Origin of the sequence: Sphingomonas xanthus, assembly GCF_007998985.1 — a bacterium.
GTDB lineage: Bacteria > Pseudomonadota > Alphaproteobacteria > Sphingomonadales > Sphingomonadaceae > Sphingomicrobium > Sphingomicrobium xanthum.
This window is the reverse complement of the sequence record NZ_CP041659.1, coordinates 2,034,851-2,054,626: the sequence shown is the minus strand read 5'-3', so window position 1 is coordinate 2,054,626 and position 19,776 is coordinate 2,034,851. Positions and strand designations below refer to the sequence as shown.

The 19,776-nt window shown below is 63.3% G+C and carries 21 protein-coding genes; 1 reads left to right on the top strand and 20 read right to left on the bottom strand.

Annotated features, from left to right (window positions below; translation table 11 throughout):
* Genes FMM02_RS10360 through FMM02_RS10350 form a run of 3 tightly spaced genes read right to left on the bottom strand, consistent with a single transcriptional unit; the run spans position 1 to position 2,671 of the window.
* A complete protein-coding gene (locus FMM02_RS10360) occupies positions 1–261 on the bottom strand; it encodes a DUF1467 family protein (RefSeq protein ID WP_147494765.1) in 261 nt (86 codons plus the stop codon).
* Positions 261–1,898, bottom strand: a complete 1,638-nt coding sequence (locus tag FMM02_RS10355; protein ID WP_147494764.1) for a ribonuclease J — start codon at positions 1,896–1,898, stop codon at positions 261–263. The genes FMM02_RS10360 and FMM02_RS10355 overlap by 1 nt, the downstream gene beginning before the upstream one ends.
* Positions 1,895–2,671, bottom strand: coding sequence for a type III pantothenate kinase (locus FMM02_RS10350; RefSeq protein ID WP_147494763.1), 777 nt, complete (start codon positions 2,669–2,671; stop codon positions 1,895–1,897). Before FMM02_RS10350 ends, FMM02_RS10355 begins: the two co-directional genes overlap by 4 nt.
* Positions 2,672–2,742: 71 nt before the next feature.
* On the opposite strand from FMM02_RS10350, the gene FMM02_RS10345 reads away from it, so the two are divergent.
* Positions 2,743–3,135: a DOPA 4,5-dioxygenase family protein gene (locus tag FMM02_RS10345; protein ID WP_147494762.1), complete on the top strand. Its 393-nt coding sequence runs from the start codon at positions 2,743–2,745 to the stop codon at positions 3,133–3,135.
* Here FMM02_RS10345 and FMM02_RS10340 read toward each other — a convergent pair.
* The 17 genes from FMM02_RS10340 to efp all read right to left on the bottom strand — a co-directional run bounded on the left by FMM02_RS10340 (position 3,132) and on the right by efp (position 19,737).
* Entirely contained in the window at positions 3,132–3,815 is a 684-nt protein-coding gene (locus FMM02_RS10340) for a biotin--[acetyl-CoA-carboxylase] ligase (protein WP_281288896.1), read from the bottom strand. The two genes, FMM02_RS10345 and FMM02_RS10340, sit on opposite strands and share 4 nt — an antisense overlap.
* 11 nt (positions 3,816–3,826) lie before the next feature.
* On the bottom strand, positions 3,827–5,260 hold the full coding sequence (gene nuoN, locus FMM02_RS10335; RefSeq protein WP_147494761.1) for an NADH-quinone oxidoreductase subunit NuoN: 1,434 nt from the start codon (positions 5,258–5,260) through the stop codon (positions 3,827–3,829).
* Complete coding sequence (locus FMM02_RS10330; RefSeq protein ID WP_147494760.1) at positions 5,260–6,789, bottom strand: NADH-quinone oxidoreductase subunit M; 1,530 nt, start codon at positions 6,787–6,789, stop codon at positions 5,260–5,262. Before FMM02_RS10330 ends, nuoN begins: the two co-directional genes overlap by 1 nt.
* Positions 6,786–8,840 (bottom strand): NADH-quinone oxidoreductase subunit L, encoded by a 2,055-nt coding sequence (nuoL, locus tag FMM02_RS10325; protein WP_147494759.1) that lies wholly within the window; start codon positions 8,838–8,840, stop codon positions 6,786–6,788. The genes FMM02_RS10330 and nuoL overlap by 4 nt, the downstream gene beginning before the upstream one ends.
* Positions 8,840–9,145, bottom strand: coding sequence for an NADH-quinone oxidoreductase subunit NuoK (gene nuoK, locus FMM02_RS10320; protein ID WP_147494758.1), 306 nt, complete (start codon positions 9,143–9,145; stop codon positions 8,840–8,842). Before nuoK ends, nuoL begins: the two co-directional genes overlap by 1 nt.
* Entirely contained in the window at positions 9,142–9,747 is a 606-nt protein-coding gene (locus FMM02_RS10315; RefSeq protein WP_147494757.1) for an NADH-quinone oxidoreductase subunit J, read from the bottom strand. The genes nuoK and FMM02_RS10315 overlap by 4 nt, the downstream gene beginning before the upstream one ends.
* 15 nt (positions 9,748–9,762) lie before the next feature.
* Entirely contained in the window at positions 9,763–10,245 is a 483-nt protein-coding gene (gene nuoI / locus FMM02_RS10310) for an NADH-quinone oxidoreductase subunit NuoI (RefSeq protein WP_147494756.1), read from the bottom strand.
* Positions 10,242–11,294, bottom strand: coding sequence for an NADH-quinone oxidoreductase subunit NuoH (nuoH, locus tag FMM02_RS10305; protein ID WP_147494755.1), 1,053 nt, complete (start codon positions 11,292–11,294; stop codon positions 10,242–10,244). The genes nuoI and nuoH overlap by 4 nt, the downstream gene beginning before the upstream one ends.
* The gene (gene nuoG / locus FMM02_RS10300; RefSeq protein WP_147494754.1) at positions 11,291–13,294 is read right to left on the bottom strand and encodes an NADH-quinone oxidoreductase subunit NuoG; all 2,004 of its coding nucleotides are present in this window, start codon (positions 13,292–13,294) and stop codon (positions 11,291–11,293) included. Before nuoG ends, nuoH begins: the two co-directional genes overlap by 4 nt.
* Entirely contained in the window at positions 13,294–14,601 is a 1,308-nt protein-coding gene (nuoF, locus tag FMM02_RS10295) for an NADH-quinone oxidoreductase subunit NuoF (protein ID WP_147494753.1), read from the bottom strand. Before nuoF ends, nuoG begins: the two co-directional genes overlap by 1 nt.
* Positions 14,601–15,266: a complex I 24 kDa subunit family protein gene (locus FMM02_RS10290; protein ID WP_147494752.1), complete on the bottom strand. Its 666-nt coding sequence runs from the start codon at positions 15,264–15,266 to the stop codon at positions 14,601–14,603. The genes nuoF and FMM02_RS10290 overlap by 1 nt, the downstream gene beginning before the upstream one ends.
* Entirely contained in the window at positions 15,266–16,474 is a 1,209-nt protein-coding gene (locus FMM02_RS10285) for an NADH-quinone oxidoreductase subunit D (protein ID WP_147495070.1), read from the bottom strand. The genes FMM02_RS10290 and FMM02_RS10285 overlap by 1 nt, the downstream gene beginning before the upstream one ends.
* 20 nt (positions 16,475–16,494) lie before the next feature.
* Complete coding sequence (locus FMM02_RS10280; protein WP_147494751.1) at positions 16,495–17,307, bottom strand: NADH-quinone oxidoreductase subunit C; 813 nt, start codon at positions 17,305–17,307, stop codon at positions 16,495–16,497.
* Entirely contained in the window at positions 17,304–17,777 is a 474-nt protein-coding gene (locus FMM02_RS10275; RefSeq protein WP_147495069.1) for a NuoB/complex I 20 kDa subunit family protein, read from the bottom strand. Before FMM02_RS10275 ends, FMM02_RS10280 begins: the two co-directional genes overlap by 4 nt.
* Positions 17,778–17,884: 107 nt before the next feature.
* Positions 17,885–18,262 carry an NADH-quinone oxidoreductase subunit A gene (ndhC, locus tag FMM02_RS10270; RefSeq protein ID WP_147494750.1) on the bottom strand — a complete coding sequence of 126 codons (378 nt, stop codon included), beginning with the start codon at positions 18,260–18,262 and terminating at the stop codon, positions 17,885–17,887.
* 99 nt (positions 18,263–18,361) lie between these two features.
* Positions 18,362–19,174, bottom strand: a complete 813-nt coding sequence (locus tag FMM02_RS10265) for an inositol monophosphatase family protein (RefSeq protein WP_147494749.1) — start codon at positions 19,172–19,174, stop codon at positions 18,362–18,364.
* A complete protein-coding gene (efp, locus tag FMM02_RS10260; RefSeq protein WP_147494748.1) occupies positions 19,174–19,737 on the bottom strand; it encodes an elongation factor P in 564 nt (187 codons plus the stop codon). Before efp ends, FMM02_RS10265 begins: the two co-directional genes overlap by 1 nt.
* Positions 19,738–19,776: the final 39 nt, after the last annotated feature.

Here is a 19,776-nt window from a genome sequence, read left to right as displayed (position 1 = left end):
CTAGCTGTAGAAATCGAGGTCCTCGATCCCGATCCAGCCGAAGACATAATTGGCGACGTAAAGCGCGGTCAGCAGTGCCGCGACCAGCGCCGACTTCAGCAGATGGCGAGGCAGGTTGAAATCGTGCGGCGCGCTGTCGGCCTGTCCGGGCACCACGCTGATTCCCGCTTCTTCATGCGTCTTCACGCCAAACGACAGCATCAGGAAGGCGGTCAGGCAGAAGATCAGGAAGTAGATCGCCAGGACCGACGTCCACTGCATCAGGCCACCTCTACCAGCATCACGTCGACGACCGGTTTCTTCCCGGTCCAGGCGGTGGCGCAGCGGCGCACCGCAAGACGTACGGCCTCGCGGACCTTGTCCGTGTCGCGCGCCGGATCATAGGCGCGTTCCGCCGAATCCGCCGCATCGGCGATGAAATCGTCGCGGTCAGCTTCGACCGGTACGCCGAACGGGCGGACCAGCGCCTTGCCGGCCAGCTTGCCGTCACGGGCGATCGGCAGGGCAACGGAAATCATCCCATTGATCGCCATCTTGCGGCGTTCGTTGATGGTCGATCCGTCAGCCGGCAGGATAACGTCACCGTCCAGCACAAGCCGTCCGGTCCGTTCGACGCCGATTTTCCTGGGTCCGTCGGGCGCAAGCCGGATGATGTCGCCATTCTTCTGATAAACCGCGCTGGGCACGCCTTCGGATAGGGCAAGCCGCGCCTGTTCGGCCATATGTCGGGCCTCGCCATGCACCGGGATAACGATCTGAGGTCGGATCCAGCGGTACATCTGCACTAGTTCCGGTCGGCCGGGGTGGCCCGATACATGGACATGGGCCTGCCGGTCGGTAACCAGTCGAACGCCAAGATCCCCCAGCGCGTTCATGATCCGTCCGATGGCCATCTCGTTCCCGGGGATGACCTTCGACGAAAAGATGACCGTATCTCCCTCGCCCAGCTTTAGCTCGTGCTGTCCGGATGCAATTCGGCCAAGCGCTGCGCGCGGCTCACCTTGGCCGCCCGTGGCAATGATCAGCACCTCTTCGCGCGGAAGGCGCATCGCCTCGTCAAACCGCACCGGTTCCGGGAAATCCCGCAAATAGCCGGTTGCCTTGGCGACTCGCAGGATGCGGTCGAGGCTGCGGCCCGCGACACAGATCCGCCGTCCGGTTTCGTTGGCGACGCGGCCGATGGTTTCAAGCCTGGCGGCGTTGGAAGCGAAGGTGGTGACAAGGACGCGTCCGCGCGCTGCGGCGACGGCATCATGAAGGCCCTGGTGGACTCCGGCTTCCGACCCCGACGGTTCGGCCTGGAACACATTGGTGGAATCGCAGACCAGCGCCAGCACGCCGTCATCGCCGATCCGGGTCAGCCTCTCGACGCTTGGAGCCTCGCCAAGGACGGGCGTTTCGTCGACCTTCCAGTCGCCGGTATGGAAGATGTTACCATGGGGCGTTTCGATCAGCAGGCCATTGCCTTCCGGGATCGAGTGGGCCAGCGCGACATAGGTCACGCGAAATGGATCGAGGTCGATCGATCCGCCGCGCTCGACGATGTTGAGCTTGACCTGTCCGGTCAGCCCCTCCTCTTCCAGCTTCCCGGCGATCAATCCCGCGGTAAAGGGCGTCGCGTAAAGCGGCACCTTGAGGTCCGCGGCGAGATAGGGAAGCGCGCCGATATGGTCTTCATGACCATGGGTCAGGACGATGCCGACGAGGTCCTTCATCCGCTGCTCGATAAAATCGAGATCGGGAAGGATCAGGTCGATGCCGGGATAATCGGTGTCCGCAAACGTCAGGCCGAGGTCGGCCATCAGCCACTTGCCCCGGCAACCGTAAAGATTGACGTTCATGCCAATCTCCCCGGATCCGCCAAGAGCCAGGAACAATAACTCTTCACCCGGCGTCATGCGCGCGCTCCCGCAGCGATTTGGGCCAGGCCCTGAATAGTGAGATCGGGCTCGATAGCATCGAACGCCCCTGTGTGCTTGTCGAAGAGGATTGCAAGACCGCCGGTTGCGATGACCTTCACCGGCCGTCCGATTTCGGCCTTCAGCCGTTGCACCAGTCCCTCGATCATCGCCACATAACCCCAATAAACGCCGATCAGCATCTGCGTCTCGGTGGTGCGGCCGACAAGGCTGTCATCCGCCGGGGCAGCGATTGCGATCCGCGGGAGCTTCGCCGCGGCCGCAACCAGCGCATCGAGACTGAGGTTGATGCCGGGGGCAATGATCCCGCCCTTATAGGCGCCGTCATAATCGATCACGTCAAACGTTGTCGCGGTGCCAAAATCGATGACGATGAGATCTCCCGGATGGAGGGCATGCGCGGCCATCGCGTTGAGCACCCGGTCCGCCCCGACGCTTTGCGGCTCGGGAACGTCGAGCATGATCGGCCAGGATGCCGCCCCCTGCCCCGCCACCAGCGGCTTTACCCCGAAATATTTCTGCGCCAGGACGTCGAGATTGTGCAGCGCGCGCGGGACGACCGTGCCGATCGCCACCGTATCGACGTCCGACCGGGCAAACCCTTCCAGTTCCAGAAGCTGGTGAAGCCAGACGGCATATTCATCGGCCGTCCGGCGCGGGTCGGTGGCGATGCGCCAGCGGGCGACGATATCGCCCTCTTTGACCAGCGCGAAGACGACATTGGTGTTCCCGACATCGATCGTAAGCAGCATGGCGATGCCCTAGCCTCGTCCGTGCCGCTTCACAACTCGACCAACTGCGTTGGCCGACGTAGAAAATGGCGATGACCGACGACCCGCCTTATCATGCCCATGTCTATTTCGACGATGCCGAACGGGCCGCGGCGGAGGCCCTTCATGCGCAATTCGCGGCCTTGAATGGAGCTCAGGCCGGGCCGCCGATAGAATTCGTCGGTCGGATGACCGACGGACCAGTCGGTCCGCATCCGATGCCCCAGTTCGAAGTGCATTTCAGGAGGAAGGCCGTCGACCGGGTCATGGCAATGATTGCACCAACGGGACTTCGCGCCCTGGTTCATCCGCTGACCGATGACGATCTGGCCGATCATGGCAGCCTCGCAACCTGGATTGGCGAGCCGCTTGCGCTCGACACCAGCGTCCTCGACCCGCCGAGCAAGAACAAGGGCGTGGCGCGGTTCGGAATTTCCGACTTTTAGCCGAGCAGGACGTCGCCGGCGCGAATGACATCGACCTCGCCGCCGGCCTTACGCAGCCGCATCGCCCCGTCGGCCTCGATTCCGTCAAACGTCCCAAGAACCCGTTCGCCGGGCCCGCTATGGACCTCAAGCGGCGTGCCGATCGGATGGGCGCGGGCCTGCCAGGCTTGGGCGAACTGTGCCGGGTCGGCCGATCGCCAGACTGTCAGCAATTGGGCGAATTTTCCTGCCAGCAGCGGTGCGAAAGCCTGAGGAGCGATCGTCGCAGTAGGCGCCAGAGCGGCGGTCTTGCGGCCGGCGATCTTGGGTGCGCCCGCCAAATTGACTCCGAAACCGGCGACCACCCGATCCCCCGCCCGCTCCAGCAGGATCCCCGCCAGCTTCGCGTCCCCCAGCATGAGGTCGTTTGGCCATTTGAGCGACAGCGGGGTACCTGGCGCCGCGACTTCTACCGCTTCGATCAAGGCAAGGCCCGCAAGCAGTGCCAGCGCCGGCGCTGGCGGATCGTCGTCACGAAGCTGGACCAGGGTCGAACCGAAGAAATTGCCTTCAACACTTTCCCACGTGCGGCCATGACGTCCGCGCCCGGCATCCTGGCGTAACGCGATCAGCCAGTCGCCTTCCACCGCAAGTCGGTCGGCCAGCAAGGCCGTATTGGTGGAGCCTAGCCGGTCGACGATCCGGATACGGTTCAGAACAGGCTTCCGGCGGCGTTGTCGGTCAGCTGGCCCAGCGGGCCGATCAGCAGGTAGCCGAGCGGCGAGACGACCAGCGCGGCCAGCGCGATCAAGCCTCCTTCGATCGCGCTTTGTCCCCGGGCATAGGGCGCAGCGGGCGCATCGAAATACATGACCTTCACGATCTTCAGGTAATAATAGGCGCCGATCACCGTGCCGAGGATGCCCGCGATGGCCAAAGCGTACAGCCCCTCGCCGACCGCGGCGTTGAACACCATCAGCTTGGGCCAGAAACCGAACATCGGCGGGATACCGGCAAGGCTGAACATGAACATCGCCATCGCGCCGGCCATGGCGGGGCGGGACTGCGATAGTCCCGAAAGGCTGTCGATGGTCTCGATCGGCTGGCCATCCTCCCCCTTCATCCGCAACACGCAAAGGAAGGTCCCGAGCGTCATCACGACATAGATCGCCATGTAGAAAAGCACGGCGCTGGCGCCGGCGGGACCACCGGCGACGAGGCCGATCAGTGCAAAGCCGACATTATTGATCGACGAATAGGCAAGCAGCCTCTTGATGTTCGTCTGGCCATAGGCGGCAATGGCGCCAAGGAAGATGGAGGCGAGCGCTGCGAAGGTCATGATTTGCCGCCAGGCGTCGATTGCAGGATCAAACGCGTCCAGACAGACCCGAACGCCGAGCAGCACCGCCGCGACCTTCGGCGCCGAGGCGAAAAAGGCGGTGACCGGAGTCGGTGCGCCTTCGTAGACATCGGGCGTCCACATATGGAACGGCACCGCGCTGATCTTGAAGGCAAGGCCAGCAAGCATGAACACTAGGCCGAACAGCAGGCCGATCGACTGAGTCCCCTCGCGCTCAAATGCCGCGGCGATGCCCTCGAACTGGGTTGTTCCGGTAAAGCCGTAGATCAGCGAAATGCCGTAGAGCAGGATGCCCGACGCGAGCCCTCCCAACACGAAATATTTCAGGCCGGCCTCTGCCGACCGCTCATCGGTGCGGCGGTAGGAGGCAAGGACATAGGCCGACAGGCTTTGAAGCTCGAGCCCGACATAGAGCGACATGAGATTGGTCGCCGAAACCATCACCGACATGCCGATCGCCGAAAGCAGGATCAGCACCGGATATTCGGCGGCATGTTCGAAATCGCGTTCGAACCAGTTGTGGGCCATGACCACCGCGACCGCCGCGCACAGGTAGATGACGAGCTTGCCGAAGGCCGAGAAGCCGTCGGCTTCGATCAACCCGCCGAACAGGGGACCCGCGTGCTGCGGCGCCCCGAGCAGCGTCACGGCCGCTCCGAGCAGCAATGCGACCGCGGCCCAGCTGCACAGGCTGCTGCCCTTGCGGCCCATGAATGCCGCGACCATCATCAGCGTAAGGGCGCCGACTGTCAGGATGATCTCGGGAAGGATAGCGGCGAAGTTCATCAATGCGCTTCCACAGCTGAGTGGGATTGGGCCGCGGCGGGCTTGCCCGCCGTGACATGGGCGTCGCCCGCAGGCTTGGCGCGTTCGATCCGTTCGATCAGCCGGCCGACATCGGCACGCATCGGCCTCATGAAGCTTTCCGGATAGACGCCCATCCACAGCACAACCGCCGCAATTGGCGCGAGAAGCCATGCCTCACGGAGACTGAGATCCTTCATTGCCGCCGCATCGGCATGGACCAGCCTGCCATAGCAAACGCGCCAGTAGAGGAGGAGCATATAAGCGGCGCCGAGGATGATGCCGGTCGTGGCGATGATCGCCGCCCAACTCGACACTTCATAGGTGCCGACCAGGCTCAAAAATTCGCCGACGAAGCCGCTGGTCCCCGGAAGGCCGACGCTGGCCATGGTGAACAGCAAGAACAACAGCGAATAAAGCGGCATATTGTCCGCCAGTCCCCCGTAGCGGGAGATTTCCCTGGTGTGCAGGCGATCGTAGATGACACCGACGCATAGGAAGAGCGCTCCCGACACCAGGCCGTGGCTGAGCATGACGATCATCGCCCCTTCGATGCCCTGCCGGTTGAAGGCGAACAGGCCGAAGGTGACGAACGCCATATGCGCGACCGAGGAATAGGCGATCAGCTTCTTCATGTCGTGCTGGACCAGCGCGATCAGCGAGGTGACCACGACGGCGATACCCGACAGGACGAACACGAACGGCACGAACTGGGCCGAGGCTTCCGGGAACATCGGCAGGCTGAACCGGATGAAGCCATAGCCCCCCATCTTCAGCAACACCCCGGCAAGTATCACCGAGCCTGCCGTGGGCGCCTGCACGTGCGCGTCAGGAAGCCAGGTGTGGACGGGCCACATCGGCATCTTGACCGCGAAACTGGCGAAGAAGGCCAGCCACAGCCACCATTGGAGGTTGGGCGCGAAATCATAGGCCATCAGCTCGGGGATCGAACTGGTACCCGCGGTCCAGATCATCGCCAGCATGGCGATCAGCATCAGCACCGACCCCGCCAGGGTGTAGAGGAAGAATTTATAGCTGGCCTTGATCCGTTCGACGCCTCCCCAGATGCCGATGATCAAATACATCGGAATGAGGCCGCCTTCGAAGAAGATGTAGAACAGTAGGAGGTCCTGCGCTGCAAACACGCCGATCATCAGCGCCTGCATCAGCAGGAAGGCCGCCATATATTCGGGCACCCGCTTGTCGATCGCCCGCCAGCTGGCGCCGATGCAGATAGGCATCAGGAACAGGGTCAGCATGATCAGCATCAAGGCGATGCCGTCGATGCCCAGCGCCCAGGCAATGCCTCCGCCGAGCTCGAACCGCTCGACGAACTGCCACTGCGCCCCGTCGGGGTTGTAAGTACCCCACAGCCAGACCCCGAGGCCCAGGCTGACGAGCGTGGTCAGTAGCGCATTCCAGCGTGCGCCATTGGCCGACTGGAACAGGGCGACCACCGCCGCAAGGAGCGGCAGCGCAATCAGGACGGAAAGGATCGGCAACTGGCTCATTTCACCCACCAGAAGACCCAGGTCGCGGCGCCGATCAGGCCGAGCAGCATGACAAGGGCATAGCTATAGACATATCCGGACTGCAGCCGCGCGGTGACGCGGTTCCCGATACCGACCGCATAGGCTGCCCCGTGCGGACCAAAGCGGTCGATGGTCTGTTCATCGCCGCGCTTCCAGAAGAAGCGGCCTAGGGCCAGCGACGGGCGCACGAACAGCAGATGGTAGATTTCGTCGAAATACCATTTGTGCATCAAGAAGCGGTGCAGGCCCGGGAACATGGCGACGAATGCCGCCGGCGCGCCCGGCTTGGCGATATAGTTGCGATAGGCCAGCGCAAGGCCGACCAGCATCACCGCCGCTGGAGTGAGCTTGACCCAAAGCGGAACCTCATGAGCGGCGTGGACCAGATGTTCGTCATGCACCAGGCTGCCGGCCCAGAAAGCGGCCCCCTGCTCGGTCCCGAAGAAGGGATAATAGAAGAGGAAGCCGGAGAAAATCGCACCGAGCGACAGCAGCGCCAGCGGGACGAGGATCGGCCACGGGCTTTCATGCGGGTGATAGCCCGCAGTGCCCTCGACCGTCACCGCGCCATGATCGTCCGCGCTGTCATGGTCGGCTACCATTTCGTCTTCATGTTCTTCGACATGATGGACGGCATGCTGGATATGTTCGCTGCCCGCCCAACGGGCCTTACCGAAGAAGGTCAGGAAAATCAGGCGCCACGAGTAGAAGCTTGTCAGCAGCGCGGCAAAAGCGCCGATCCAGAAGGCGATGGTGCCATGGACCGTGGCGCTGGCGAAGGCGCTCTCGAGGATCGCGTCCTTCGAATAGAAGCCGGCGAAGCCGAATACGCCAAGAATGCCAACCCCGGTAATCGCCAACGTGCCGGCGATCATCGCCCAGAAGGTCAGCGGAATCTCTTTCCTGAGCGCGCCATAGTAACGCATGTCCTGTTCATGGTGCATCGCATGGATCACCGAGCCTGCGCCAAGGAACAGCAGCGCCTTGAAGAAGGCATGGGTGAACAAGTGGAACATCGCCGCGCCATAGGCGCCGACGCCCGCGGCGAAGAACATGTAGCCGAGCTGCGAGCAGGTCGAATAGGCGATCACCCGCTTGATGTCGTTCTGCACAGTGCCGACAGTGGCGGCAAAGATTGCGGTCGCCGCACCGACATAGGTGACCACCATCAGCGCGGTCTCGCTGGTTTCGAACATCGGCGACAGGCGGCAGACCATGAACACGCCGGCGGTGACCATCGTCGCCGCATGGATCAGCGCGCTCACCGGGGTCGGGCCCTCCATCGCGTCGGGAAGCCAGGTGTGAAGGCCAAGCTGGGCCGACTTGCCCATCGCCCCAACGAACAGCAGCAGGCACAGCAGGGTCATCGTGTCGATGCGCATGCCAGCAAAGCCGATTGTCGATCCGGCCATGCCCGGCGCGGCCTCGAGGATCGCGGGGATCGAGACAGTGCCGAACACCAGGAAGGTGCCGAAAATGCCAAGCGAGAAGCCGAAGTCGCCGACGCGGTTGACGACGAACGCCTTGAGCGCGGCGGCATTGGCCGAGGGCTTGTGATACCAAAAGCCGATCAGCAGGTAGGAGGCCAGGCCTACCCCTTCCCAGCCGAAGAACATCTGCACCAGGCTGTCCGCGGTCACCAGCATCAGCATGGCGAAGGTGAACAGCGAGAGGTAGGCGAAGAAGCGGGGCTGCGAGGGATCCTCGCTCATATAGCCCCAGCTGTAGAGGTGAACGAGGCTGGAAACGCTGGTCACCACGACCAGCATCACCGCGGTCAGCGTGTCGACCCGAAGCGCCCAGTCGACGTTGAGCGCCCCGCTCTCGATGAACTTCAGCACCGGGACGACCTGCGCCTCGGCGCCGCCGCCGAGGTAGGACAGGAACACCGGCCAGCTCAGCGCCGCAGCGATGAACAGCGTACCGGTGGTGATGAGCTTCGACAGCATGTTGCCGAGCAGGCGGCCGCCAAGTCCCGCGACGATCGCGGCGAGAAGCGGCAGGAAGACGATCAGGAGAATCGGGTGCATCAGCCACGCATCCGGTTGACGTCGTCGACCGCGATCGAGCCGCGCCGACGGAAGAAGATGACAAGGATGGCGAGCCCGATGGCCGCCTCGGCGGCTGCAACGGTCAGCACGAACATCGCGAATACCTGGCCGGTCAGGTCACCAAGGAAGGCGCTGAACGCCACCAAGTTGAGATTGACGCTGAGCAGGATCAGCTCGATCGCCATCAGCATCAGGATGATGTTTCGGCGGTTGAGGAAGATGCCGAGCACACCGAGCGTGAACAGGATCGCGGCGACCGCGAGATAATGGGTCAGGCCGATCACAGCGTCACCCCCTCGCCGACCTTGGGCTGCTCGAGCCGGATCGCTTCATCCGGATTGCGGTCGATCTGGCGCGGGACATTCTGGCCGCGCGCGTCGCCGCGGCTTCGATGGGTCAGGACGATTGCTCCGATCATCGCCACCAGCAGGATCAGGCCGGCGATTTCGAACGGGAAGAGAAAGCGCGTGTAGAGCAGTTCGCCGACCGCCTCGATGTTCGGCTGGCTTCCCGCCGCGGGCGCCGCGCCGCCAGTCACCGGACCGGCCTTCCAGGCGGACACGGCAACGATGATTTCCGCCAGCAGGACCAGTGCGATTAGCAGCCCGAATGGCAGGTTGCGGGTAAAGCCGGACCTTAGCGCGGCAAAATCGATGTCCAGCATCATGACGATGAACAGGAACAGCACCGCCACCGCGCCGACGTAGACGATCACCAGCAGCATTGCGATGAACTCGGCTCCGAGCAGCAGCATCAGGCCCGCCGCGTTGAAGAAGGCGACGATCAGCCACAGCACGCTGTGCACCGGATTGCGGGCGAAGATCACCAGCACCGCCGAAGCGATGGTAAGCGTCGCGAACAGATAGAATGCGAAAAGCGCGATCATGGAAGTGTGCGGCCCCTACCGGTAGGCCGCATCAGCGGCAAGGTTCGCGGCGATCGCCTGTTCCCAGCGGTCGCCGTTAGCAAGCAGCTTGGCCTTGTCGTAAAGTAGTTCCTCGCGCGTTTCGGTCGCGAATTCGAGGTTCGGTCCTTCAACCACGGCATCGACCGGACAGGCCTCCTGGCACAGGCCGCAATAGATGCACTTCACCATGTCGATGTCGTAGCGGGTGGTGCGGCGGCTGCCGTCCTCGCGCGGTTCAGACTCGATGGTGATCGCCTGCGCGGGGCAAATCGCCTCGCACAGCTTGCATGCGATGCAGCGTTCCTCGCCGTTAGGATAGCGGCGCAGCACATGCTCGCCGCGGAAACGGGGCGACTGCGGCACCTTCTCATACGGGTAGTTGATGGTCGCCTTGGGCTTGAAGAAATACTTCAGCGTCAGGGCATGCGCCTTGACGAATTCCCATAGCGTGAAGGCCTTTATGGTGCGTGCAATCATAGCCCGCCTCCGTAACGCGTGAACATCAGCCAGCCGCTGATCAGCACCACAAACAGCAGCGACAGCGGCAGAAATATCTTCCAGCCCAGTCGCATCAGCTGGTCGTAGCGGTACCTCGGCACGGTCGCCTTCACCCAGCCGAAGACGAAGAAGAAAAAGCCGATCTTGGCGAACAGCCAGAGGATACCCGGGACATAATAGAGCGGAGCCCAGTCGATTGGCGGCAGGAACCCGCCCCAGAACAGGATCGCGTTCAGCGCGCACATCAGGATGACGTTGGCATATTCGCCAAGCCAGAACAGCGCGAAGCTCATCGACGAATATTCGGTCTGGTGGCCCGCGACCAGCTCGCTTTCCGCCTCTACCAAGTCGAACGGGGTACGGAAGGTCTCGGCCATCGAGCTGATCAGGAACACCACCGCCATCGGGAACAGCAGCGGGTTGAAGCCGTAGCCATTCAAGATGCCGAGCACATTGCCCTTCTGCGCAAGCACGATCTCGGTGAGGTTGAAGGTGCCGGCGTAAAGCACAACGGTGATCAGCACGAAGCCGATCGACACTTCGTAGGAAACCATTTGCGCCGCGGCGCGGAGCGCGGAGAAGAAGGGATATTTGGAGTTGGACGCCCAGCCGGCGATGATCACGCCGTAGACGCCCAGCGAACTCGCCGCGAGGATGTAGAGCAGGCCGACATTGATGTCGGTCAGCACCACGCCGACATCGAACGGCACCACCGCCCAGACGATCAGCGCGACGGTGAAGGTAATCATCGGTGCGATCAGGAACAGGCCCTTGTTCGCGCTCGACGGGATGATCGTCTCTTTCAGGAAAACCTTGAGTCCGTCGGCGAAGCTTTGCAGCAAGCCCCAGGGCCCAACCACGTTCGGACCGCGACGGAGCGCGATCGCGGCCCAGATCTTGCGCTCGGCATAAATGACCATTGCCACCGCCAGCATCAGCGGCAGTGCGATGACGAGGATCCCGATCATGGTCGCGGTGAACCACGCCCAGTCGTAGGTCATTCCCCAGCTTTGGAAGGTAGCGGTCATTCCGCGGCCTCCAGATACTGACGGCCCTGGACAAGTTCTTCCGAGCAACGACGCATCGTCGGGCTAGCGCGGCAGATGGCGTTGGTCAGGTAGAAATCTTTGATCGGGTAAGCGACAGGACCCGAGGCATCGGCCTTCAGCTTGGGCGGCGCCCACTTCATCTCGACGATGCCATCGATGCCAAGCTCAGGCACCTCGGCAATCATCGCCGCGCGAAGCTGGTCGAGCCGGTCAAACGGAAGTGGCTTGCCGATGAGGTCCGAAAGCGCGCGGAAGATGGTCCAGTCCTCGCGCGCGTCGCCCGGCGCGAAGGCGGCGCGTTCGCTGCGCTGCACCCGGCCCTCGATATTGACGTAGGTGCCATGTTTTTCAGCGTAGGTGGCACCTGGCAGGACCAGGTCGGCCTGCGCCGCGCCCTTGTCGCCGTGATGGCCGACATAGACCTTAAACGCGCTGGAGAAATTGGCCGCAGGCACCTCATCGGCACCGAGCAGGATCACCAGTTCAGGCTTGGCCTTTTCGATATCGGCGATGCCGCCCTTGCTCGCATAGCCGAGCATCAGCCCGGCCATGCGCGACGCCGCGGTGTGCAGCACGTTAAAGCCGTTCCAGCCGTCCTTCACGAACGGTCCCGAGGCGGCCAGCGCCGCGCCCAGCGCCCCGGCGCCGAGCGCGGCGGGACCGACGATCATCACCGGCTTGCTCGCTTTGGCGATGGCATCGGCCGCGGTCTTGGGCAGCTTACCCAGCAGCGCCACGTCGTCTCCCAGCCATTCGACCTTGTAGGTCAGGTCGGCTTCCGGGCCGATCGCGAACACCTTGGCGCCACGCCGCACTGCTTTGCGCAGCCGCGTGTTGACCAGCGGCGCTTCCCAACGGACGTTCGACCCCACCAGCAGGATCACATCGGCATTTTCCAGTTCGGCGATCGGCGTGTTGAACCGCACCGCCGCGAGCGAAGAAACATCATAATCCAGGCCGGTCTGCCGCCCTTCGAGCAGCGTCGATCCCGCCCCCGCAAGCAGCGCCTTTGCCGCATACATCGTCTCGGCGTCGAGCAGGTCTCCGGCAATCGCCGCGACCTTACTTCCAGCCTTCTTGAACTGCTTGGCGAACACTTCGAGCGCTTCGGCCCAGTCCGCCTCCCGCAGCCGGCCCTTTTCCCGCACCCACGGCCGATCGAGGCGGCCGCGTACCAGTGCATCAACATGATGGCGCGTCTTGTCGTGCGCCCATTCCTCGTTCACCGCGTCGTTAATGCGCGGCAGGATGCGCATCACCTGACGCTGGCGAACGTCCATGCGGATGTTGGTGCCAACCGCGTCCATGACGTCGATCCCTGGCACCTTGCGAAGCTCCCACGGCCGCGCTTCAAAGCTGTAGGGCCGGGACAGCAGCGCCCCGACCGGGCACAGGTCGACAAGGTTGCCAGCCAGTTCCGAGTTGAAGGCGCCTTCGAGATAGGTGGTGATCTGCTCGTCCTCGCCGCGGAACAGCATGCCGACGGTGGGCACGCCGGCCACTTCCTCGGCGAAGCGGACGCAGCGCGTGCACTGGATGCAACGGGTCATCGCCGTCTTGACGATCGGACCGAAATATTTGTCGTCGACGGCGCGCTTGTTCTCGTCGAACCGCGAATGGCCGCGGCCGTAGGCCATCGCCTGGTCCTGAAGATCGCATTCGCCGCCCTGGTCGCAAATCGGGCAGTCGAGCGGGTGGTTGATGAGCAGGAACTCCATCACCCCTTCGCGGGCCTTCTTGACCATCGGCGTGTCGGTCTTGATCGTCTGACCATCGGTCGCGGGCAGCGCGCAGCTGGCCTGCGGCTTGGGCGGGCCCGGAGCGACCTCAACCAGGCACATGCGGCAGTTGCCGGCGATCGACAGCCGCTCATGATAGCAGAAGCGCGGGATTTCCTTGCCGGCAAGCTCGCACGCCTGCAGCACGGTCGCACCCTGCGGAACCTCGATCTCGACGCCGTCGACGGTGACCTTCGGCATTATTCGGCAGCCTCAGCAATATGCCCGTGGCGCTCGGCAATGCGGCGCTCCAGTTCGGGACGGAAATGACGGATAAGGCCCTGGATCGGCCAGGCGGCGGCGTCGCCCAGGGCGCAGATGGTGTGGCCTTCGACCTGCTTGGTGACGTCATACAGCTGGTCGATGGTCGAGACATGCGCGTCGCCGGTGCGTAGCTTTTCCATCACCCGCCACATCCAGCCGGTACCTTCGCGGCATGGCGTGCACTGGCCGCAGCTTTCATGCTTGTAGAAATAGCTGATGCGGCTGATCGCGCGAACGATGTCGGTCGACTTGTCCATAACGATCACCGCCGCGGTGCCGAGGCCCGAGCCGAGTGCCTTCAGCCCGTCGAAGTCCATCGGCGCGTCGGCGATCTCGGCAGCCGGGACCAGCGGGACCGACGATCCACCGGGGATCACGGCAAGCAGATTGTCCCAGCCGCCGCGGATGCCGCCGGCATGTTTGTCGATCAGCTCGCGGAACGGGATCGACATCGCTTCTTCGACGACGGTCGGCTTGTTCACATGGCCGGAAATCTGGAACAGCTTCGTCCCGGCATTGCCTTCGCGGCCAAAGCTCTTGAACCACTCCGCCCCGCGGCGAAGGATGGTTGGGACAACAGCGATGCTTTCGACATTGTTGACCGTGGTCGGACAGCCATAAAGGCCGGCGCCGGCCGGGAAAGGCGGCTTCAGGCGCGGCTTGCCCGGCTTTCCTTCCAGGCTTTCGAGCATCGCGGTTTCCTCACCGCAGATATAGGCGCCAGCGCCGCGGTGGACGAATAGGTCGAAGTCATAGCCCGACCCCGCCGCATTCTTGCCGATAAGGCCCGCCGCATAGGCTTCGGCGACCGCCTTGCGCAGCGCTTCGGTCTCGACGATGAATTCGCCCCGGACATAAATATAGCCCGCTCGCGCCCGCATCGCGAAGCCGGCGAGCAGCGCACCTTCGACCAGCTTGTGCGGGTCATGGCGCAAGATCTCGCGATCCTTGCAGCTTCCGGGTTCGGACTCGTCGGCGTTGATCACCAGGAAGTTGGGACGGCCCGGGGTCGGCTCCTTGGGCATGAAACTCCACTTCATGCCTGTCGGGAAACCCGCGCCGCCGCGGCCGCGAAGGCCGCTTTCCTTGACGATATCGATGATCTTGTCCTGGCCCAGCTTCATCAGCTCGGCCGTCTTGTCCCAATCCCCGCGGGCTTGCGCCGCCTTCAGTTCGGGCGACTGAAAGCCGTAGAGGTTGGTGAAGATCCGATCTTTGTCGGTGAGCGAGGTGATGCCGACCATTACCATTGCCCCCGATAGTCGTAGTTGCGCTCGGCCATCTTCTTCAGGGTAGTCGGGCCGCCTTCGGGGGCGCTGGTCTGGCGGTCGACCTGCGGGCCGATCTTGGGTTGCTTGCCAGCGGCCAGCGCGTCGAGCACGGCGCCCATGCTTTCCTCGGTGAGGTCCTCGTAATTATCGTCGTTGATCTGGACCATCGGCGCGTTTGCGCAGGCGCCAAGGCATTCGACCTCGCTCAAGGTCCACAGGCCGTCCGCCGTGGTGCTGCCCTTCTTCATGCCGCGCTTGAAACAGGCCGACAGTACGTCGTCCGAACCGCGCAACATGCACGGCGTGGTGCCGCATACCTGGACATGGAATTTACCGACCGGGGCCAGGTTGAACATGGTGTAGAAGCTGGCGACCTCCATCACCCGGATGGGCGGCATGTCGAGTTCGCGCGCAACGAACTCGATCACCGGGATCGGCAACCAGCCCTGCCTCCCCGTCATCTCGCCGACCTGCCGCTGAGCAAGATCGAGGAAGGGGATCGACGCCGAAGCCTGCCGCCCTGCCGGATAGCGGGTGAGAATGTCCGCCGCCGCCTTGGCGCGCGGCTCGTCCCAGGCAAAATTGCCCCACTCGGCGCGGAGTTCTGGCGTGTCAGGGGCGAAAGCGCGCTCAGCCATTAGCGGTCGCACTCCCCGAAAACGACGTCGATCGCGGACAGGACCGCGGTGGTGTCGGCGAGCATGTGGCCCTTCATCATGAAGTCCATCGCCTGCAGGTGGCTGAACGCGGTCGGCCGGATCTTGCAGCGATAGGGTCGGTTAGTGCCATCGGCGACCAGGTAGACGCCGAATTCGCCCTTGGGGCTTTCGGTCGCGACGTACACTTCGCCGGCGGGAACGTGATAGCCCTCGGTGTAAAGCTTGAAATGATGGATCAGCGCTTCCATCGACTGCTTCATCTCGGCGCGCTTGGGCGGGAATATCTTGCGGTCGAGCGTGCCAATCGGGCCTTTCGGCATTTCCTTCAGGCACTGGCGCATGATCCGTGCCGACTGGCGCACTTCCTCGACCCGGACCATGAAGCGGTCGTAGCAGTCGCCTTGCGTGCCGACCGGAACGTCGAAATCCATCCGGTCGTAGACCTCATAGGGCTGCGACTTGCGAAGGTCCCAGGGGAGGCCTGCGGCGCGGATCATCGGACCAGAAAAGCCCCAGGCCAGCGAATCTTCCTTGCTGACGGTGCCGATATCGACATTGCGCTGCTTGAAGATGCGGTTGTCGGCGACCAGGCTGATCGCATCCTCGAACAGCGGCATGCGCTTGTCGAGGAAGTCGGCCATGTCGGCCAGTACCTTTTCCGGGATATCCTGGTGAACCCCGCCGACGCGGAAATAATTGGCGTGCATCCGCGCGCCCGACACCGCCTCGTACAACTGCAGCGTGTCCTCGCGAACCTCGAACAGCCACAGGTTGGGCGTCATCGCGCCTACGTCCATGATGTGTGCGCCGAGGTTCAGCATATGGTTGGAGATGCGGGTCAGTTCCGCCATCAGCACGCGGATATATTGCGCGCGAAGCGGGACCTCGAGCCCCATAAGCTTCTCGACCGCCAGCACATAGCTGTGCTCCATGCACATCGGCGAGCAGTAATCGAGCCGGTCGAAATAGGGCAGCGCCTGGGCGTAAGTGCGATACTCGATCAGCTTCTCGGTGCCGCGGTGCAACAGGCCGATATGCGGGTCGACCCGCTCGACGATCTCGCCATCCAGCTCCATGATCAGCCGAAGCACGCCGTGCGCGGCCGGATGCTGGGGTCCGAAGTTGATCGTATAGTTGGAGACGGTCTGGTCGCCCGCAGTCGGCTTGTCGCCGGGAGCGCCGACCATCAGGTCGAGGGTCTGGGTGGTCATCCCTTCTTCCCCTTCGGCTGGCTATCGTCCTTTGCCTTGGGCGCGGTAGGGCTTTTACGGGCCGCGGCGGCATTGGCTTTCTTGCCGGCACCGGTGTCCGACGGTTCGTTGGTCGTCTTGGGGGTCGGCGGAGGCGCCTTGCCCTTGGGCGAATTGCTTGGCTGAGCCGTAACCGGGCTCGGCGCGCCAGCCGCCTCGGGCGCGGCCTTCTCGTCACCCGGCAGGCGATATTCCGCCCCTTCCCAAGGCATCAGGAAATCGAAGTTGCGGAAGTCCTGGGGCAAGTGCACCGGTTCATAGACAACCCGCTTTTCGGCTTCCGAATAGCGCAGCTCGACATAGCCCGTCTGCGGGAAGTCCTTGCGCAGCGGAAAGCCTTCAAAACCATAGTCGGTGAGGATCCGGCGCAGGTCCGGGTTGCCGGCAAAGGTCACGCCATACATGTCGAACACTTCCCGCTCCAGCCAGCCAGCAACCGGCCACAGGCCTGTCAGACTCGGCACCGGCGTGTCCTCGTCGGTCGTCAGCTTCAACCGGATGCGATGGTTCTCGGTCACGGACAAGAAGTGATAATTGACCTCGAACCGCTCGGCCCGCTCGGGATAGTCGCAGCCGGCGATTTCCATCAGCTGCTGATAACCGAACTGGTCGCGCGCGATCCGCGCCGCCTCGACGATCGCATCGCGGGCGATGGTAAAGGTCAGCTCTTCCGCCACGTTCTTGGTGGCGACCAGCGCCGGGCCGATTGCGTCGGCATATGCGTCCGCGAAGCCGTCGCGCGGCTTAATCAGGGGTGCGGGGCTGCTCACCGGTCGATTGTTCCTTCGCGGCGAATTTTTCGCTGCAGCTGCATGATGCCGTAAAGCAGCGCCTCGGCGGTCGGCGGACAGCCCGGGACATAGACGTCGACCGGGACGATCCGGTCGCAGCCACGAACTACCGAATAGCTATAGTGGTAATAGCCGCCGCCATTGGCGCAACTGCCCATCGAGATGACATATTTGGGCTCGCTCATCTGGTCGTAGACCTTGCGCAGCGCGCTCGCCATCTTGTTGCACAAGGTGCCGGCGACGATCATCACGTCCGACTGGCGCGGACTGGCGCGCGGCGCGACCCCAAACCGCTCCAGGTCGTATCGGGGCATGTTGACGTGGATCATCTCAACCGCGCAGCAGGCAAGGCCGAAGGTCATCCACCACAGCGACCCGGTTCGTGCCCAAGTGACGACGTCGTCGAGCTTGGCGACCAGGAAACCCTTTTCATCGAGCTCGGCGCGCATTGCTTCGAACCGCGCCTTTTGTTCGGGCGTCAGGTCCAGCAACGGCACTTCGTCCGGCCGCAACATGACGGTCGGATCGCGGGTCTGGCCGGCAGGGTTCAACGGACTCACTCCCATTCCAGCGCCCCCTTCTTCCAGGCATAGGCGAGGCCGAGACCCAGTTCCGCGAGGAAGATCATCATCGCGATCCAGCCCGCCCAGCCACTGCCCACCAGGCTGACCGCCCAGGGGAACAGGAACGCCGCTTCAAGGTCGAAGACGATGAATAAGATCGCCACCAGGTAGAAGCGCACGTCGAACTGGGCGCGGCTGTCCTCGAAGGCCGGAAAGCCACATTCATATTCACTAAGCTTTTCCGAGTCCGGCTTGTGCGTCCCAGTCAGGCGGCTGACCGCCATCGGCAGGACGACGAACGCTGCCGACAAGGCAAGCGCGACGGCAAGGAAAAGCAGGATGGGTAAATATCCGGCGGCGACGCTGGCCAAGGGGAAATCTCCGCAAGGGCGAACAGTTGGCGGCTCTCTAGGACGCCTCCCCCCATGGGGCAAGCGCCTGAACCATTGAGAATGAATCGCAAGAAGGCCTTAGCGCAAGGCCCCCGCGAGCAGCTTGTGGAGCTTCGAATGAAGCTCGCCATTGGCGGCCAGATACTGGCGCCGCTCGACCATCCGGTCCTGTCCGCGGTAGTCGCTGACGAACCCTCCGGCTTCGCGCACCAGCAACATGCCAGCCGCCGTGTCCCAGATGTCGAGGTCCTCTTCCCAAAAACCGTCGTAGCGGCCGGCGGCAACCCACGCGAGGTCCAGCGCGGCGGAACCCATGCGGCGGATGCCGGCCACCTCGGGAGCGATCGCGCCAAAAATGCGCGACCAGCTCGCGACATTGCCGCGGCCGAAATGGGGGATACCGGTGCCAACCATCGCCTCGTCGAGGTTTCGGCGCGCCGAAACGCGCAGGCGCCGGTCGTGAAGCCAGGCTCCCCGGCCCTTTTCAGCCCAGAAACTTTCGTCGGTGATCGGCTGATAGACGAGCCCGTGGCTGATTTCCGGCTTGCCTGCCGGAGTCTTGTCCTCGACCGCGATCGAAATGGCGAAATGGGGGACGCCGTGGAGGAAGTTGGTTGTTCCGTCGAGCGGGTCGACGATCCAGCGCGGCTTGTCGGGATTGCCCTCGACGATTCCCGATTCTTCGCACTGGATGCCCCAGTCGGGGCGGGCGTTGCGCAATTCCTCGATGATCGTCTGCTCGGCTCGCCGGTCGGCCATAGACACGAAGTCTGCGGGGCCTTTCCTCGACACCTGCAATTGCTCGACTTCGCCGAAGTCGCGCCGGAGGCGCGGCGCCGCCTTGCGGGCGGCGCGCGTCATGACGGTAATAAGGCCGGAGTAAGCAGCCATCAGTCGGCGCGGCGGACGTAGGTTTGTTCGTAGACGTCGACTACGATCCGTGTGCCCGATGCGATGTGCGGCGGGACCATGATGCGAACGCCGTTGTCCAGCACCGCCGGCTTGTAGCTGGACGAAGCGGTCTGCCCCTTCACCACCGCGTCGGCCTCGACGATCGTCGCTTCGACAGTGTCTGGCAGCTGCACGCTGATCGGGCGCTCCTCGTGAAGCTCCATCACCACGTCCATGCCGTCCTGGAGGAACGCCGCAGCCTCGCCCAGCGTGTCGCGCGGCAGGGTGATCTGTTCGTAGCTTTCCTTATCCATGAAGGTCAGGTCCTCTCCGTCGGCGAACAGGAACTGGAAATCCTTAGTGTCGAGCCGGATCCGCTCGACGGTTTCCGCTGACCGGAAGCGGACGTTGGTTTTGCGGCCGTCGATAAGATTCTTCATCTCGACCTGCATATAGGCACCGCCCTTGCCGGGCTGGGTGTGCTGGATCTTCACGGCGCGCCAGATGCCGCCTTCATATTCGATGATGTTGCCCGGACGAATGTCGACGCCGCTGATCTTCATGATGATCGCCTATATGCCAGAGAGATGAAAAAGAGCCGC